Annotated in this window: 13 protein-coding genes; 12 read left to right on the top strand and 1 reads right to left on the bottom strand. The window is 66.6% G+C overall.

Features of this window, described 5'->3' with window-relative positions; genetic code table 11:
- The first annotated feature begins 226 nt into the window (after positions 1-226).
- The 6 genes from sucC to ZAL01S_RS10635 all read left to right on the top strand — a co-directional run bounded on the left by sucC (position 227) and on the right by ZAL01S_RS10635 (position 7,933).
- Positions 227-1,399: an ADP-forming succinate--CoA ligase subunit beta gene (gene sucC / locus ZAL01S_RS09055; protein ID WP_066082433.1), complete on the top strand. Its 1,173-nt coding sequence runs from the start codon at positions 227-229 to the stop codon at positions 1,397-1,399.
- A gap of 32 nt (positions 1,400-1,431) precedes the next feature.
- A complete protein-coding gene (sucD, locus tag ZAL01S_RS09060) occupies positions 1,432-2,316 on the top strand; it encodes a succinate--CoA ligase subunit alpha (protein ID WP_066082435.1) in 885 nt (294 codons plus the stop codon).
- 163 nt (positions 2,317-2,479) lie between these two features.
- Positions 2,480-4,111 (top strand): cell division protein PerM, encoded by a 1,632-nt coding sequence (locus ZAL01S_RS09065; protein ID WP_066082437.1) that lies wholly within the window; start codon positions 2,480-2,482, stop codon positions 4,109-4,111.
- Positions 4,112-4,234: 123 nt separating this feature from the next.
- On the top strand, positions 4,235-4,843 hold the full coding sequence (purN, locus tag ZAL01S_RS09070; protein WP_066082439.1) for a phosphoribosylglycinamide formyltransferase: 609 nt from the start codon (positions 4,235-4,237) through the stop codon (positions 4,841-4,843).
- Complete coding sequence (purH, locus tag ZAL01S_RS09075; RefSeq protein ID WP_066082441.1) at positions 4,840-6,477, top strand: bifunctional phosphoribosylaminoimidazolecarboxamide formyltransferase/IMP cyclohydrolase; 1,638 nt, start codon at positions 4,840-4,842, stop codon at positions 6,475-6,477. Before purN ends, purH begins: the two co-directional genes overlap by 4 nt.
- 115 nt (positions 6,478-6,592) lie before the next feature.
- Positions 6,593-7,933: a dimethylarginine dimethylaminohydrolase family protein gene (locus ZAL01S_RS10635; RefSeq protein ID WP_244875381.1), complete on the top strand. Its 1,341-nt coding sequence runs from the start codon at positions 6,593-6,595 to the stop codon at positions 7,931-7,933.
- A gap of 90 nt (positions 7,934-8,023) precedes the next feature.
- Here ZAL01S_RS10635 and ZAL01S_RS09085 read toward each other — a convergent pair whose 3' ends face one another.
- Positions 8,024-8,491 (bottom strand): GNAT family N-acetyltransferase, encoded by a 468-nt coding sequence (locus ZAL01S_RS09085; RefSeq protein WP_066082443.1) that lies wholly within the window; start codon positions 8,489-8,491, stop codon positions 8,024-8,026.
- 225 nt (positions 8,492-8,716) lie between these two features.
- On the opposite strand from ZAL01S_RS09085, the gene ZAL01S_RS09090 reads away from it, so the two are divergent.
- From ZAL01S_RS09090 to ZAL01S_RS09115, 6 genes are read left to right on the top strand one after another with little or no spacing between them, the layout of a single operon-like run.
- Positions 8,717-10,765: a choice-of-anchor M domain-containing protein gene (locus tag ZAL01S_RS09090; RefSeq protein ID WP_066082446.1), complete on the top strand. Its 2,049-nt coding sequence runs from the start codon at positions 8,717-8,719 to the stop codon at positions 10,763-10,765.
- Positions 10,758-12,350 (top strand): anchored repeat ABC transporter, substrate-binding protein, encoded by a 1,593-nt coding sequence (locus ZAL01S_RS09095; protein ID WP_169793687.1) that lies wholly within the window; start codon positions 10,758-10,760, stop codon positions 12,348-12,350. Before ZAL01S_RS09090 ends, ZAL01S_RS09095 begins: the two co-directional genes overlap by 8 nt.
- Positions 12,351-12,360: 10 nt before the next feature.
- Positions 12,361-13,329, top strand: coding sequence for a choice-of-anchor M domain-containing protein (locus ZAL01S_RS09100; protein ID WP_066082448.1), 969 nt, complete (start codon positions 12,361-12,363; stop codon positions 13,327-13,329).
- Positions 13,326-14,093 (top strand): anchored repeat-type ABC transporter ATP-binding subunit, encoded by a 768-nt coding sequence (locus ZAL01S_RS09105; protein WP_066082450.1) that lies wholly within the window; start codon positions 13,326-13,328, stop codon positions 14,091-14,093. The genes ZAL01S_RS09100 and ZAL01S_RS09105 overlap by 4 nt, the downstream gene beginning before the upstream one ends.
- The gene (locus tag ZAL01S_RS09110) at positions 14,090-15,007 is read left to right on the top strand and encodes an anchored repeat-type ABC transporter permease subunit (protein WP_066082451.1); all 918 of its coding nucleotides are present in this window, start codon (positions 14,090-14,092) and stop codon (positions 15,005-15,007) included. Before ZAL01S_RS09105 ends, ZAL01S_RS09110 begins: the two co-directional genes overlap by 4 nt.
- 39 nt (positions 15,008-15,046) lie before the next feature.
- Entirely contained in the window at positions 15,047-16,801 is a 1,755-nt protein-coding gene (locus ZAL01S_RS09115; protein ID WP_066082452.1) for a MinD/ParA family ATP-binding protein, read from the top strand.
- Positions 16,802-16,945 lie beyond the last annotated feature (144 nt).

Genomic DNA, 16,945 nt, shown 5'->3' on the forward strand with positions numbered 1-16,945 from the left:
TACAGGGCGTGGCGAGACGCGGGGAGGTGCGTGCACGCGAGGGAGAACTCCACGCGCGGTACCTGCGGTGAAGCTGAACGGGTGATGTCCGTTCATTTTTCTGGCCGGAGTAGGCTTCCCCCGGAACCTCGTGCGCCATTGTCGGCGAACCCCCCGGCTGGCGCTCGACCCACCTCAGAATTTCGAGCCAACGAACGCGGCCGCGAGGTCGCGGATGGGATGAACTGTGGATCTCTTTGAGTACCAGGCGCGCGATCTCTTCGCCGCCCACGGCGTGCCGGTTCTGCCGGGCCTTCTCGCCACCACCCCGGAAGAGGCGCGCGACGCCGCTGCAAAGATCGGCGGCCTTGTGGTCGTCAAGGCCCAGGTGAAGACCGGTGGCCGCGGTAAGGCTGGCGGCGTGAAGCTCGCGCGCACGCCCGACGAGGCATACGAGGCAGCCAAGGCGATCCTCGGTCTCGACATCAAGGGCCACATCGTCGAGAAGATCATGGTCGCCGCCGGTGCCGAGATCGCTGAGGAGTACTACTTCTCGATCCTCCTCGACCGCGCCAACCGCTCCTACCTCGCCATGTGCTCGGTCGAGGGTGGCATGGAGATCGAGCAGCTCGCTGTTGAGAAGCCCGAGGCGCTCGCCCGCATCGAGGTCGACCCGGTCACGGGCATTGACCTCGACAAGGCCAAGGAGATCGCCCGCGCCGCGAAGTTCTCGGACGAGCTCGTCGAGAAGGTCGCCCCGGTGCTCGTGAAGCTTTACGAGGTGTACTCGGAGGAGGACGCCACGCTCGTCGAGGTGAACCCGCTCGTCTCGACGAAGGAAGGCGAAATCATCGCCCTCGACGGCAAGGTCACCCTCGATGACAACGCTGAGTTCCGCCACGAAGACCACAAGGCGCTCGCTGAGGCCGCCGGCGGACTGGACCCGCTCGAGCTCAAGGCCAAGGAGTTCGATCTCAACTACGTGAAGCTCGACGGTTCGGTCGGCATCATCGGAAACGGCGCGGGCCTGGTCATGTCGACGCTCGACGTCGTCGCTGGCGCCGGTGAGAAGCACGGTGGCCAGAAGCCCGCAAACTTCCTCGACATCGGTGGTGGCGCCTCGGCCGAGGTGATGGCTGCCGGTCTCGACGTCATCCTTGGCGACGAGCAAGTCAAGTCGGTGTTCGTCAACGTCTTCGGCGGCATCACCGCCTGCGACGCGGTCGCAAGCGGCATCGTTGGTGCCCTCGAGAAGCTCGGCGACGCCGCCACGAAGCCGATCGTTGTTCGCCTTGACGGCAACAACGTCGAAGAGGGTCGCAAGATCCTCGCCGACGCGAACCACCCGCTCGTCACCGTCGTTCCGACGATGGACGAGGCCGCCGACAAGGCTGCTGAGCTCGCAGCCGCCGCCAAGTAGTCACTGGCCCGAGAGAACAAGGACGCACAGATATGTCGATTTTCCTCGACGACAACAGCAAGATCATTGTCCAGGGCATCACAGGCTCGGAAGGCTCGAAGCACGCGACGCGCATGCTCGAGGCTGGCGCCCAGGTTGTCGGTGGCACGAACCCCCGCAAGGCCGGTCAGACGATTGAGCTCGCGGGCAAGGAACTCCCCATCTTTGGCACGGTGAAGGAAGCCATGGAGGCGACGGGTGCGAACGTCACCGTCATCTTCGTGCCGCCGGCCTTCGCAAAGGGCGCCATCATCGAGGCCGTTGACGCTGAGATCCCGCTCGCCGTGGCCATCACCGAAGGCATCCCGGTGAAGGACTCCTCGGAGGCCTGGGCCCACGCCAAGAAGGTCGGCAAGACGCGCCTCATCGGCCCGAACTGCCCCGGCATCATCTCGCCCGAGAAGTCGCTTGCCGGCATCACCCCGGCAAACATCACCGGCTCGGGCCCGATCGGTCTCGTCTCGAAGTCGGGCACGCTCACGTACCAAATGATGTTCGAGCTCCGCGAAATCGGTATCTCGACCGCCATCGGTATCGGTGGCGACCCGGTCATCGGCACGACCCACATCGACGCGCTCGAAGCCTTCGAGAAGGACCCGGAGACGAAGGCCATCGTCATGATCGGTGAGATCGGTGGTGACGCTGAAGAGCGTGCCGCTGAGTACATCAAGGCCAACGTCACGAAGCCGGTCGTCGGCTACGTCGCAGGCTTCACCGCTCCCGAGGGCAAGACGATGGGCCACGCTGGCGCCATTGTCACCGGTTCGGCCGGGACCGCCCAGGCGAAGAAGGAAGCGCTCGAGGCAGCTGGCGTCAAGGTCGGCACGACGCCGACCGAGACGGCCAACCTCATGAAGGAGATCATGAAGGGCCTTTAAGGCTGCACGATCACGCGCCGGTGGGCGGGTTGCTTCGGCATGCCGCCCACCGGCGCGTTCTGTGCCCGAGGTGACTGCGGGGCATCAGCCATATTGCGGGTACCCGAGACCTCGGCGCGGGGGAGCCGACTCAAAGGCGCAGCCGGATACCCTCGACTTCGGCATGAAACGATCCCTCGCGCTCCTCCTCGCTGCCGCCGATGCGGTACTCGCCGCGCTGCTCGGCCTTGCACTGCCGCTCGTCGCGGCGGCCACCGTGTGGGCTGCGCGCGGCCTGCCTGCGGGCGGGGGAGACCTCACGCTTCGCTTCGCTGCTGACACGTGGCTTCTCTCGCTCGGCGGCGCGCTTTCCGTCACGCTTGATGAAGCAACCGCCGTGGGGCTTGGCGCATCCGGGCCTGTTGCCTTCACACTCGCAATCGCGCCCATGGGGCTTACGCTCCTGACGGTCGTCGTTGCAGCGCGTGGCGCACGCCGAGCTGCTGCCGCCGGTATTGCGCGAGACGGCGTCATCGTTTCCACGATTCTTTTTGCCGTCATCGCTGGCGTCGTGAGCGCGATGGCCGCGATGCCTGCCGTGACACCGATCCTTTGGCGCTCCGTGCTCGGCGCCGCGCTCGTCTACGGCATCCCTGCAACGATCGCCGCAGTGCGCCCGCACCTTGCGGAGTTTGGCGACGAGCATCCCCTCCTCGCCCTGAGCACACGTCTCGTGAAGGGCATGGCAGCTGGGCTGCTCGCCTCCTCGGCCCTCGTGCTTGGAGCAGGTCTGATCGCGGGGATGGGGCGCGTCCTGTCGGTGTTCCAGTCCATGCACCTTGACCCGATGGGCGCCGTGGTGGCTGGCTTCTCGCAGCTCGCGATGCTGCCGAACTTCCTCGTGTGGGCGCTCGCCTGGTCGACGGGCCCGGGGGTTGAGATCGGGCAGGGCGCGAGCGCGACCATGCTCGGCACGAATCTTGGGCCGCTGCCGCTCGTGCCGCTGTTTGGCGTCATCCCGGAGGGCACTGCACCGTGGCTGCTCGCCGCGGCAGTCGTCCCGTTCCTCGGCACGACGCTCGGCTCGCACAGCATCCGCTTCGGTGAAGACTCCTTCGCTCCCAGCGGGATGCGGGCTGGCGCGGCGGCGATTGCCTCGCTCGTGCTCGCGATCGTGGCGGGGTTGCTCGTGCTCCTTGCCGCAGGGCCTGTGGGGCCGGAACGGCTTGCCTGGATTGGCCCGAACCCGCTCTGGACCATGCTCGCGGTGTTCGGCTTCGCGCTCGTCGGCGGCCTTGTTGGTGCCTTCCTGCCGCGCGGCTTCCTCCTTGGCGAGGTCCACGACGACCAGGATGACGACGACGTTGCGCCGCAACGCACTGTTCGGGAAGCTCAGGACGAGGAGGCCGACGACGTCGACGACGAGGGCGATGAAGACGCTGCTGAGGAGCAGCCGCGACGTCACTCGTGGTTTGGTCGCCGCCGACGCGCCGATGACGCATCCAACGACACTGCATCCGACGACGACCCAGACGAGGACGAGCTCGACGACGAGGACGTCGCCGAGGATGAGATCGACCCGGAGCAGGAGGCCTGGGGCGCCTGGGTTGCCGAAGCCGAGGCTGAAGAAGCCGCACGCGAACGCGCCAACGAGGCTGAGCCCGAGGACGTCGACGAAACGCCCGACACCAGCATCCGCCACCGCTTCACCCGACGCCGCGACGAAAGCGCGGGTCGTACCGCAGGCGGCCTGAAGCGCGCCATCCAGCGCGACGACGAACCCGACATTTACGCCGACATCGACCTCGACGACTAGCCGCCCACCCGCTCAGGTCGCAGTTTCGACCCTAGGTCGCGCGACCTAGGGTCGAAACTGCGACCTGAGCACCGAGGGGACGCGGAAACCGGGATGGGGGGAGGGTCTGCGTACACTGTTTCAGTGCTGAAGATCGTCGTGCTCATCTCTGGAACGGGCTCCAACCTGCGTGCGCTCCTCGAAGCGCTCCGCAGCGCCCGCACGAGCGAAACCCCCATCATCGCTGAGGTTGTCGCGATCGGCGCCGACCGTGACGACGCGAACCTGGCGCTCGCTGAGGAGTTCGGCATCCCGCACTTCGTCGTGCGCCCCAAGGATTTCGCCGACCGTACCAGCTGGGGTGACGCCCTCCTCGCCGAGATTCAGCGCTACGAGCCCGATCTCACGATCCTCTCCGGCTTCATGCGCCTCGTGCCGCCCGCCGTGGTCGAGGCCCTCTCGCCGAACCTTGTGAACACACATCCCGCTTACCTCCCCGAGTTCCCGGGCGCACATGCAGTTCGGGACGCCATCGAGGCTGGTGTGAGCGAGACCGGCGCGAGCATCATCGTCGTGGACAACGGCGTCGACACCGGCCCCATCATCGAGCGCCGCCGCATCCCCGTCGAGCCTGGCGATGACGAGGCGAGCCTGCACGAACGCATCAAGAACGTCGAACGAGAACTTCTCATCGGAACCGTCACCCGCGTCGCCACCGGCGACCTCAACCTCAAGGAGTGCGAGCGCGCATGAGTGCACCCGTCGTCACCGAACCCCGTTGCGAACGGGACCGCGTCCAGATCCGCCGAGCACTCATCTCCGTGAGCGACAAGTCGGGCCTCACCGAGCTTGCCCAGGCGCTCGGCGAAGCAGGCGTCGAGATCGTCTCGACCGGCTCGACCGGCAAGACCATCCGCGAAGCAGGCGTCAACGTCACCGATGTCTCCGAGATCACCGGCTTCCCGGAGTCGCTCGGCGGCCGCGTGAAGACCCTCCACCCGGCCGTGCACGCCGGCATCCTCGCCGACCTCCGCCTCGACTCGCACGAGTCGCAGCTCGACGAACTGGGCATCGCGCCCTTCGAGCTCGTCGTTGTGAACCTCTACCCGTTCGTCGAGACGGTTCGCTCGGGTGCACAGCCTGAGGACGTCATCGAGCAGATCGACATCGGCGGCCCGGCCCTCGTGCGAGCCTCGGCAAAGAACCACGCCAACGTCACGATCGTGGTCTCGCCCGAGCGCTACGCCGAGGTCATCGAGGCTGTCAAGGCGGGCGGTACGAACTTCGAGCAGCGCCGCGACTTCGCCGCACAGGCCTTCGCGCACACGGCCGCCTACGACATGGCCGTCGCCGGCTGGTTCGCCGAGCGCAGCCGCAGCGAGCAGAAGGTGAGCGAGGGTGAGGCCGAGTCGACGAGCTCGTGGCCGCAGGCTCTCGCACTCGAGGGCAACCTCGAGGCCACCCTCCGCTACGGCGAAAACTCGCACCAGCGTGCCGCGCTCTACCGCACCGGCAACGGCCGCGGCATCGCACAGGCAACGCAGCTGCACGGCAAGGACATGTCGTACAACAACTACGTCGACGCGGATGCTGCTCTCCGCGCCGCCTACGACTTCGAGGCTCCGGCCGTCGCGATCATCAAGCACGCGAACCCGTGCGGTATCGCCGTTGCCCCCGAGGGTCTCGACGATGCTGCCGCCATCGCAGAGGCGCACCGCCGTGCCCACGCCTGCGACTCGCTCTCGGCGTTCGGCGGCGTCATCGCCGCGAACCGCCCGGTCTCGCGCGAGATGGCCGAGACCGTGAAGGACATCTTCACCGAGGTCATCGTGGCGCCCGGATTCGAGCCGGAAGCCGTCGAAATCCTCACCGCGAAGAAGAACCTCCGCCTGCTCGAGCTGCCGAGCGACTACGTCCGCGAAGACACCGAGGTGCGCCAGATCTCGGGCGGCTTCCTCGACCAGAGCACCGACAGCTTCGCAGGCCGCGGCAACCTCTCTACTGACTGGCAGCTCGTTGCCGGTGACGCAGCCGACGAGGCCACGCTCCGCGACCTCGAATTCGCCTGGATCGCCTGCCGCTCCGTGAAGTCGAACGCCATCCTCCTCGCCCACGACGGCGCCTCGGTCGGCGTCGGCATGGGCCAGGTGAACCGCGTCGACTCGTGCCATCTGGCCGTGAACCGTGCGGGCGAGCGTGCAGCAGGTTCGGTTGCCGCATCCGACGCCTTCTTCCCCTTCGCCGACGGCCCGAAGGTGCTCTTCGACGCGGGCGTTCGCGCCATCGTCCAGCCCGGTGGCTCCATCCGCGACGAAGAAGTGATCGAAGCAGCGAAGGCTGCTGGCGTCACGATGTACTTCACCGGCGAACGCCACTTCTTCCACTGATTCCGGCTCCGCCCTGTCCGATGCTTCGGGCGGGGCGGAGTCGTGTCCCACCCCACGACTGTCCCAAGACCACGGCCGCATTATCCCTGCCCCGGCGGCCACGAGGAGACCAGCAATGACGAACGAGCACGACCTGTCGCACGAGGATGAGGCCTCGACCGGAGCCCGTGTCGCCGCACGCCCCGCAGCGGATGAGCCGCTCGACTGGCGCAGCCGCATCAGCGCAGCCCTGCTCGTGGCGGTCGCCGTGTCACTGGTGACGCTCCTGCTCACCGTCGTCCGTCTCAACGAGACTGACGTCACCGGCCAGCAGATGCCGCTGCAGACGCTCGGTCTCACCTTCGACTTCTACGTCATCCCCTCGCTCGTGCTCGTCGTGTTCCTCACGATCGCGGGCTGGTTCGGTGCCTTCCGCACCTGGTTTACCGGGGCGCTCGCCGCGCTCCTGTCAGCGATCGGCTCGGCCATCCTCGGCTACGCGCTCCGCGTGCTCGTCGGCGGCACGGTCGAGCTCACGGGCGAGGTCTGGGGCATCATCGCCCAGCAGGTCTTTGGCCTATTCTTCCCGTTCCTCGTCTACGCGACGCTCCTTGGCGCGCTCCTTGCGCCGTGGCTTGAACGTCGCATCCTCGAGGCCGAACGCGCGGCGCTCGGCCACGGCCGTCAGGCGCGCGGCTTTGTGCCGATGCCGGATGAGGGCAAGATCGCGCTCGTACGCATCCCGGCCGACAGCATGGCGGATGCCGAACTCACACACCAGGAGCGTGCCGAGATCGACATGGACCTCGCGAACGAGCAGTGGGAGCACTACGTTGAGCTCCTCGAACGCTACGGCTGGAGCACCCGCGAGGTCGCAGCGGCCCCGACGATGGCCGACTCCGTCTTTGTTGAGGACCACGTCGTCGTGCTCGACGGCGTTGCAATCGCCACGCGCGCCGGGGTGGACTCGCGTCGCGCTGAGCTTCCCGGTGTGCGCGCTGCGCTTGAGCTGGAGGATGTCGTCATCGCCGAGCTCGACGCCCCGGCAACGCTCGACGGCGGCGATGTGCTCGTTGTGGATGACACGGTCTACGTCGGCGCCTCGAGCCGCACGAACGCCGACGGTATCCGTCAGCTCCGTGCCATAGCGGGGGAGCTGGGCTACCGCACGGTGGCCGTTCCGATCGAGGGTGCTCTGCACCTCAAGACTGTCGCGACAGCGCTGCCCGATGGCACGGTCGTCGCCTGGCCGGAAGCCTTCGAGGGCGCGCTTCCGTTCCCGCGCGTCATCGCTGCTGAGGAGCGCACGGGTGCCTCCATCTTGCCGCTGGATGCCGAAACGGTCGCGGTCGCAGCATCGGCACCGAAGACGGCGAAGCAGCTCGAGCGTCTTGGTTACCGCGTCGAAGCGCTCGACGTGTCCGAGTTTGAAAAGGCGGAGGGCGGCCTCACCTGCCTCTCCGCTCGCATCGCCTAAAGGCATCCAAGATGAAGCGACCGCCACTCACGCACGCGCGTGACTGTGGCGGTCGCTTCGTGTTGGGCACGCTCGGGCGTGCGTCTGTGCCTACTGGGCGTGCACCTGCACCGTGAGCTTGCCGATCGTCTCGCCGTACTCGGTTTCGCCGACTTCGACGAAGCCGAGGTGACGGAAGAACTGACCCGGGCCGAGTTCGCCTTCCTCCCACACGGCGGTGATCTCGTCGATGCCGCGGCTACGGGCCTCGTCGGCGAGTGCGTTCACGAGGAAGGTGCCGACCCCCTGACGCTGATGGTCACCGTCAACGTTCATGCGCAGGATCGTGGCACGGAACAGCTCGTTTTCGGCGTCTTCATCGAAGTTGCCCATGAGGAAGCCGACCACGGTGTCGCCATCGACGGCGACGCGGGGCCAGGTCGATTCCTGATTGACGTAGGCCTCGGCGATCGAGTGCGACACCGGCGCCACGAACTGGTCCTGGCCGGGCTTCAGGCTCAGCGTGTTGGCGGCGGCGACGTTGCCAGCGTTGAGTTCTTCCAGATGCAGCGCGTTCATGTGGCGAGCGTAGCGTCCCGGCCCGAATTCTTGATCTGAGATTCGTCGATTTCCATCGCTGGTCTGATCTCGTCGTGCGGCACCGCAGGGAGCGGGACGCGCAGGATAGGGATGCAGGCTGAGGCCAAGTTGAAAAGAGAATGCGTTCTCAATAGGATCGCCCTGTCGTGTGGTGCCCCTGTCGCCCGGGGTGCTCGTGCTCGCCCGCTCAGTGGAAAGTCGCATATGCACTGGTTGAAATCGATCCTCGTTACTTCTACTGCTGCACTGCTCGCAGCCCCGCTGGCGGGCCTCGCTGGCCGGCCTGCGGCTGCTGCCGAAGCGCCGATGACGGCAGCTCCGGCCGCGCAGGCTCCTCGACTGAACGCCGCGCCGATGGTGTCGCCGGAGTCCTTCGATGTCCCGAATGGCACGGTCAACGACCAGGGCCTCATGATCCTCAACGACGGGCACATCGACTACGCGACCGTGCTCGACGGCAACGAACTCGAGGTCAAGATCAAGGACGACACGCAGTCGCCGATCGACACGCTTCGCCCGCTTGAATCGACCATCATCCACGTCAACGACAACCTCAAGATGCAGGTGCCGGACGGCTGGGATGAGGCCCTGGGAGCCCCTGTGGGTAGCGAAATCTACGTCGCCGAGCAAACGCAGAAGAGCGACGCCATCTGGCCGGGGTGGTCAACCGAGAAGATCAGCGCTGACCGCACCCCGAATGGCGTGGATTGGACGCTTAAGGGCGTGAATGGCCCTGAGGGTGCAACGTTCAAGCTGTTCCTCGTCGACTCGCTGAGCGGTGGTATCTCGAACCTCCTGTTTGACTCGAGTGATGGCGTCCCGGATACCGCGAACATCCCCAAGAACGCTCACGTGCACGGCAACTGGGTGTTCAATAAGCAAGGCCTCTACTGCCTCGACATGCAGCGCTCGGCAACGCTCGACACCGGTGAGCAGGTGAGCACCGACTTTGTCATTCCGATTGCGGTGGGTGCCGTCGACCTCATGGGCCTGCCGAACAACCCGTGCGCGGGTGGCGTCCCGAGCGAGCCGAAGCCGGTCGACCCGGGTACCCCCGGTGATGGCGCGCCCGGCGATGACGTACCCGGTGATGGCACGCCAGGTGACGGCACCCAGCCCGGAACTCCCGACGAGTCCGGTGGTGACAAGCCCGGCAACGGCACGACGCCCGGCACGGGCCCTGCTCCCAAGCCGAACCCCGGATCCGGTCACAAGCCCGGCACGAACCCTGGCGGCTCCTCCGGCGCGAAGCCTGGCGCATCCGCAGGCGACACCTGCCCGGACGGCAAGGGTGCCCACGTCATGAGTGAAGGCCACGCTGATTTTGGCCCCGTGGTGCTCGGCGGAGAACTCCGAGCCACGATCAAGGACGATGTGACCGGCACGTGGCGAAGCCCGTCCGACACGGTCCTTTGGGTGAAGCCCGAAGCGAACCGAACGATCCCGCTCGCGCAGGAGAGCGGCATCATCTGGCTCGGCTGGAACACCCTTCACATGCCCGACAAGTACAAGACGAAGCCAGTCACGTGGACGCTCAACTCGGTGGACGGACCCGGTGGCGTCAAGGTCACGATTCCGGGTACCTTTGGTGCAGGGGAGACCGTCTTCACTGGCCCTGGACAGTCGTACGAGATTACGAAGCCCACGCACACGCACGGACAGTGGACCTTTGATGCGGATGGTATCTACCGCCTCGGCTTCACCTTCACACTGACCGACGCGAATGGCGGCCAGGTGTCCACGAGCGCGACCCTCACCATTGCCGTCGGCAATGTGGACGCCGCATCCGCACTCGGTTGCGAGCAGCGCGGTGGCGGCAGCCTCGGCGCGGTCGGCTCCGAAGAGGGAACCACCGGCGGTGCCGCCCCGGCAGCGAACGGGAACGGCGGCGACAACGGGTCCGGCAATAGCGCCGCGGGCCAGAACGGTAAGGATGACGCGAAGGCCTCCGGTGCAGCCGGTACGCCGGTCGACCTCAACGGCGATGGCGTCATCGATGACAACGAACGACAGCTCGCTGCGCAGGCCGCGCTCTACGACCCGATTCGCGCTGCGCTCGCCGGCAACATCACACCGTTGCTCATCTGGGCGATCGGCCTCCTCCTGCTCGTTGCCGCCTCCGGTGGAGCAGGACTCTGGTGGGGTCGCCGCAGCTGGGGCGCCGGAGCTGCTGCAGCAGCTGCCGCCACATCGACGAGCTACCCGGACCCGGTCGCCTTCGCCGCAGACGGCACCCCACCGCACCGTGAGTGACTCGCACGAAGCCCGGCGGCCACACACCGGCCGCCGGGCAGCCTCGGCGATCCTCGGGGCGTGCCTCGTTGCGGCGCTGAGCGGCTGCGCCCAGGCGGCAGCGTCCGTGGACGATGGACGCATTCATGTGGTGACGACAACCGGCATCATCCGTGACCTCGTCGAGCAGGTCGGCGGTGCCCACGTGGAGGCACACTCCCTCGTCCCGGACGGTGCGGACCCACACTCCTACGAACCGACGCTCCGCGACATCCGCGAGGTCGTCTACGCTGACGCCGCCTTCTCGAACTACGCCTTCCTCGAGCAGCACAGCATCATCACCGCGCTCGATGCGAACCTGCATGAGGGCGTGCCGAACGTGGCGCTCGCGGAGGAATCCGCCTCACACGGGGCCGAGCTCATCCAGCTCGTCGAGAACGCGAAACTCAACACGATTTGGCTCGGGATGCGCATCCACGGAGACGGCACGCCATATGGCGCGTCCCGCAGCTCTGAAGCGCACCTCGTCACCCACGGGGTGACGGGCCCCGGCAAGGCCTTCGCCTACCTCACCGGCACCTTCGGTGAAGCGAAGATCGCCCTGAACTCGAGTGACGGCTTCGACGCGAGTACGGGCTACCAGGACGACACGGCAACTCTGCCAATCGGCGCGCACACGCACATGTCGTGGGTGTTCACCGAGCCAGGGATCTACACGATCGATATCGCCGCTGATGTGCAGCCGACGCGCACCGACCGCCCTATTTCCGTTGGGGAAGCTGAGCTCACCTTCGCGGTCGGCGTCGACCCGAGCACAGCAGGGCGGCCGGACGCAGTGGTCCTCAAAGCTGGGCACGCCGACGTCACCGCAGACCTCGACGCCCATGCCGTCACGGTGCTGCACGACGCGAGTGGCATGGGGGAGCGGCAAGAGAGTTACTCGGCCGAGGACGTCATTATCGAGGTGCCGTCACGCGCCCTCTCGGAGGTCCCCGCTGATCCGCGCTTCCGGTTCCTGGGCGAGCCCGGCACGCAGGTGTATCAGCTCGCGCAGGCCGTGCTCGGTGCGCACATCCACGGCGAGATCGACCCGCACCTCTGGCACGACGTCGCGAACACGATGGCGTACGTGCAGGTCATCCGCGACACCCTCATCGGCGTCGATCCATCTCACGCGAGTGAGTACACGGCGAACGCGGATGCCTACCTCGGCGAACTCGAGGCACTCGATGCTGAGGTGCAGGCCGCCGTCGACACCATCCCACCCGAGCGCCGGCACCTCGTCACGACGCACGACTCCTTCGCCTATTTCGCGAAGGCGTACGGCATGGATGTCGCGGGCTTCGTCACGCCCAATCCCGCCGTCGAAGTTTCGCTTGCCGATCGGCGGCGCCTACAGCAAACGATCGAGCAGCTCGAGGTTCCCGCCGTATTCCTCGAACCAAATATTGCCAGCCGTTCCAAGACACTCGCCGAAGTCGCCGAGCAGGCGGGCATCGCTGTCTGTCCCATCTACAGTGACGCCTTCGACCACACGGTCACGAACTACGTCGACCTCATGCGCTTCAACGCCACATCCCTCCGCGACTGCCTCGCGGGCTCATAAGGAGACGACCATGGAATTCCTCCGATACCTCACGCACGCCGTGCTCGCGCGCCTTGCCGCCGCACTCGGTGTCATCGCGCTCACCCTGGGTGCCCTGTTTGCAACGCCGGGCGCCGCGATGGCCGCCGATCAGGACGGCGATGGGCAAGACGATTCGCTCAACCAGACGCTCTCGAGCGACGAACCGGTCGTGAACGAGCCGCGCACGATCGCGAGCGGCCACGTTGATATTGGCCCGCGCTTCGAGCAGGGCACGTGGGCGCTCTATGCCCACGACGATGCCGTGTCGCCGCCGGTGTGGCGTCCCCTTGACCAGACGATCCTCAAGTCGAGCGACGCCGCCATCCAGCCTGCCCCCGAAGGGCAGGAATGGGCATTCCTCGGCGTCGACCCCGGCACGCCGCTCTACATCTACCCGCAGGTCGAGAGTGCCGATGCGGCCTGGGTCGGCTGGAACACGCAGGACCCGGAGGTCATGGAGCGCGTCGACCGCGGCGTCCAGCTCCAGATGACCAAGGTCGACGGACCCGGCCAGGTGAAGGTGTTCCTGCAGGCCGGCGATTTCAGCGGCGCCGACGTTCTCTGGGACTCGGAAGCGCAGAACCAAGCCCTTTGGGTGGATGTCAACACGCACACGCACGCCAACTGGGTCTTCACCGCTCCCGGCGAATACCTCGTGTGGATGACGATGTCCGCGAAGCTCCTCGACGGCACCGAGGTGACGACGACGCAGCCGCTGCGCTTCGCGGTCGGCGACAGTGCGAGCCCCGAGGCGCTCCTCGCGAAGGATGTGGGCGAGGCACCCGTTGCAGCAGCACCGAACGGTGAGCAACCGGCGGCTGCGGGCGGCCCGAGCATGCTCGACGGCATCCTGATCAGCGTGTTTGTGCTGCTGCTCGTTGCGATTGTCTTCGGTGTCACCGTGGTCATCGTCCGCGGGAATCGTGCGCGTCGCCGCGCCATGCAGGGCGAACTGTGAGCGCGCCCGCGCTCGCGGCGCGCGCCCTCGTGGTGGATCTTGCTGGGCGTCGCATCCTGAACGGTGCGAGCCTTGAGATCCACACGGGGGAGCTCACGAGTCTTGTGGGGCCGAACGGTGCCGGCAAGACGACGCTGCTGCGCTCGCTCCTCGGTCTCATCCCGCTGCGCTCAGGCGTGGTGGAGCTGCGCGGGACTCCGAGAGGCTCGGGTCGAGGCAGCCGCGGGGCCATCGGCTATGTGCCCCAGCGACACGAGTTCGCGTGGGAGTTCCCCGCGAGCGTGCAGGAGGTCGTCATGACCGGCCGCGTCGGCAAGCTCGGGCTCTTTCGTCGCCCCGGCGTGGAGGACTGGAAGCGAGTGGCGAAGTCGCTTGCGATGGTGCGCATGTCTGAGTTTGCGGAACGACCAATAGCGGAACTCTCGGGCGGGCAGCGCCAGCGGGTGCTCGTAGCCCGGGCCCTTGCGCTCGGTTCAGACATCCTCGTGCTTGACGAACCCTTCACGGGGCTCGATATGCCGACGCAGGAACTTCTCGGCGAACTGTTCGTTGAGCTCGCCCGCGATGGTCGGGCCGTGCTCACAACCACGCACGACCTCGTCCACGCGATGACCGCATCCGACCGCGTTGCGGTACTCTCCGCCGGCACGATCAGCGCCTCCGGGACACCCGCCGAACTCGCTGAGCCGGGCATTTGGGCCTCGGCCTTCGGTGTCGCTGAAGCGTCGCCGCTCGTGAAGAGCCTCCAGGCGGTGATCGCGTGATCTCCTTCCTTGACTTCCTCCGCGACCTGACCAACCCCGATCTCGCGTTCCTTGCTCGGGCGCTCTACGTGTCGACGGTTGCCGCCATGTGCTGCGGCATTGTCGGGAGTTATGTCGTGCTTCGCGGGATGGCGTTCATTGGTGACGCGATCGCGCACGCAGTCTTTCCCGGCCTCGCGGTCGCCTTCGTCATCGGCGGCAATCTCGTGATCGGTGGGCTTGTTGCGGGCGTTGTGACTGCGATCCTCGTCGCGGCCCTCTCGCAGCTCCGTCGCCTTCGGGAGGACACGATCATCGGTGTGCTCTTTGTGGCTGCGTTCGCGCTCGGCATCGTCGTCATGTCGTTTGCGCCTGGATACGCGGGGTCACTGCAGGAGTTCCTTTTCGGCTCGCTCACGGGCATCCCGGTGAGTGATCTCTATGCCGTGACCGGTGCTGCCCTCCTCGTCCTCCTCGTCCTCTTTCTCCTCCACAAGGAGCTCGTCGCGGTGACGTTGGACCGGGTCATGGCGCGCTCCCTCGGCCTCCCGGTGTTCACGCTTGATCTCGTGCTCTACGTGCTCGTGGCCGTCTCGGTTGTCATCTCCATCCAGACGATCGGCAACATCCTCGTGCTTGCGCTCCTTGTAACACCGGCGGCGACTGCGCGGCTGCTCACCGATCGCCTGCCGGTCATGCTGACGCTTGCGCCGATCATCGGTGCGGGGAGCGCGTTCTTTGGGATGTACTTCTCGTGGGCGCTTGATGTGCCGGTTGGTGGGACGATCGTGCTCTTGCTCACGGTACTGTTCCTCGTGGCGTGGCTTGCCGCGCCGAAGCACGGTGCTCTCGCGAAACTTCGCCGTAGACGTCGGCGTGCGCTGCCCGTTGCCGCTCGTGGCGAACAGACACCGATCGCGGTTGCGCGCTCGTAGACTAGGCGGCACGAGCACGTCCGCGAGGAGAAGTCACACATGCAGCAGGGCCCACTGATTGGTGTCATCCGTGCGGATGGCAAGGGGGAGCTGCGCGGTGAAGGAATCTACCGCCCCGTCGTCGCCGCGAACGCTGACGAGGTACGCGCGCTGCTCATGGAGCACGCGATCTCGATAGCTGCAGACCAGGGTGCGGCTGTCGGACTGCGCGTTGTGGATGTGGACGCCGTGTACCCGCTCGTCGTCGGACCGCGCGGTGAAATTGCCGAAGCCGGCATGCCGGAGCCGAAGCAGCCGGGCGACGACGAGCTGCAGCCGCTGAAACACGAGGGCTACGACCCGACGCTGGATGCTGCGCTGCGCCTGCCGAAGCCGGAAATGCTGAGCCGGACGCCCGACCCAGAGCACCTGGCGACGCGCGAAATCCCGCTGCGGAAGCGTGTCACAGTCGACGAGACGGTGGAGAACGACGATGACGAGATCATCGATGATTTCCACGACGAAGGGCTCGACGATTCCTTCGACGAGGACGTTGAGGTCCTCGAGGACGCCGATGCCGAAGCCGCTGCTGAGACTCCTGCGCCCGACGCGGCCCATGACGCCGATGAAGCCGACACCTGGACGCCGTCATTCCCGCGCGGCCGAACGGCTGACGAACCCGTTGCCGCACCCGCGCCTGCACCCGAGGTGCCCAAGCCCGACGCCGCGCCTACACCTCGTCGCTCGCCGCTCGGCGACGCCTTCACGATTCCTGACGAAGTGCCCACCCCGAAGCGGCCTCAACAGGCCCGACCGGCATCTGCCCCGGCGCCCGCGCCCGCACCTGCTCGCTCGACCGCAATCGTCAAGCGCGTCTCGAACGCACCGACGCTCAACGACTTCCTCGCCGAGCAGGATCACGATTCGCGATTTCCTGCCCAGTACGGATGGCGCGCAGGCCTTCGCCGCGGCACGGGCGGCCTCATCAAGCTCGGCCCGGGCAAGCGCGAACGGCAGGAGCGTGAAGAGCTCGCCGCCATCCGCCGCTCCTTTGATGGCTCCAAGACGATCGTCGTCGTGAACCCGAAGGGCGGTGCGCACAAGACGACGGCATCCCTCATGATCGCCGCCATGTTCGGCATGCACCGCGGCGGGTACACGCTCGCCTGGGACAACAACGAGACTCGCGGCACGCTCGGATGGCGTTCGCAGCGCGGCGACAACGACAACACGGCTGTGGACCTGCTTCGCCAGCTGCCGAAGCTCGAAGTCATGGGTGGCGCAACGATCGGCGACATCGACCGCTTCGTGCGCAACCAGGGCGCGTGGAAGTTCGACGTACTCGCCTCGGATGACGATGCTGCGAGTGCCGCGATCATCGACGACGAGGCGTTCTCCCGCCTACATCGCACGCTCTCACGCTTCTACCGGGTGCTCGTGGTCGACACCGGCAACAACATGCGCGCGAGCAACTGGGAGGCGGCACTCGACGTCGCGGACCAGCTCGTCATCGTCTCGACTCACCGCGAAGACACGGCCGCCTCGGCCGCGTGGCTCGCGGATGGACTCCGCGAACGCGGCCACGAGGCGAAGCTGCGCAATGCGGTGACGATCCTCTCGAGCCCCTCGACGAAGGGCGACAGAAAGCTCACCCAACGCCTCACGGAACACTTCGAGCAGCTCACGCGCGCCGTCGTCGAGGTCCCCTATGACCACGAGTTCGTCGGTGGCGGCCAGCTCGACATCGACCGGCTCGCCCCGGCAACGCGCGCGGCGTGGCGCCATGCGGCCGCTGTCATCGCTGGAGGGCTCTAACCGGGAAATGCCTGGTCAAGCGGGCATGACGCTGTGCGCCAGGTAAACAGTTCCTGAATGTGCAAGACATCTTGAACACGCCGGGAACATTCGATGAGGCGTCCTGCATCCAAAGGGTGTTCGCACAACGCGACGATGAGCACC

The sequence above is a fragment of the [Zimmermannella] alba NBRC 15616 genome (assembly GCF_001570905.1).
GTDB classification, from domain to species: domain Bacteria; phylum Actinomycetota; class Actinomycetes; order Actinomycetales; family Microbacteriaceae; genus Pseudoclavibacter; species Pseudoclavibacter albus.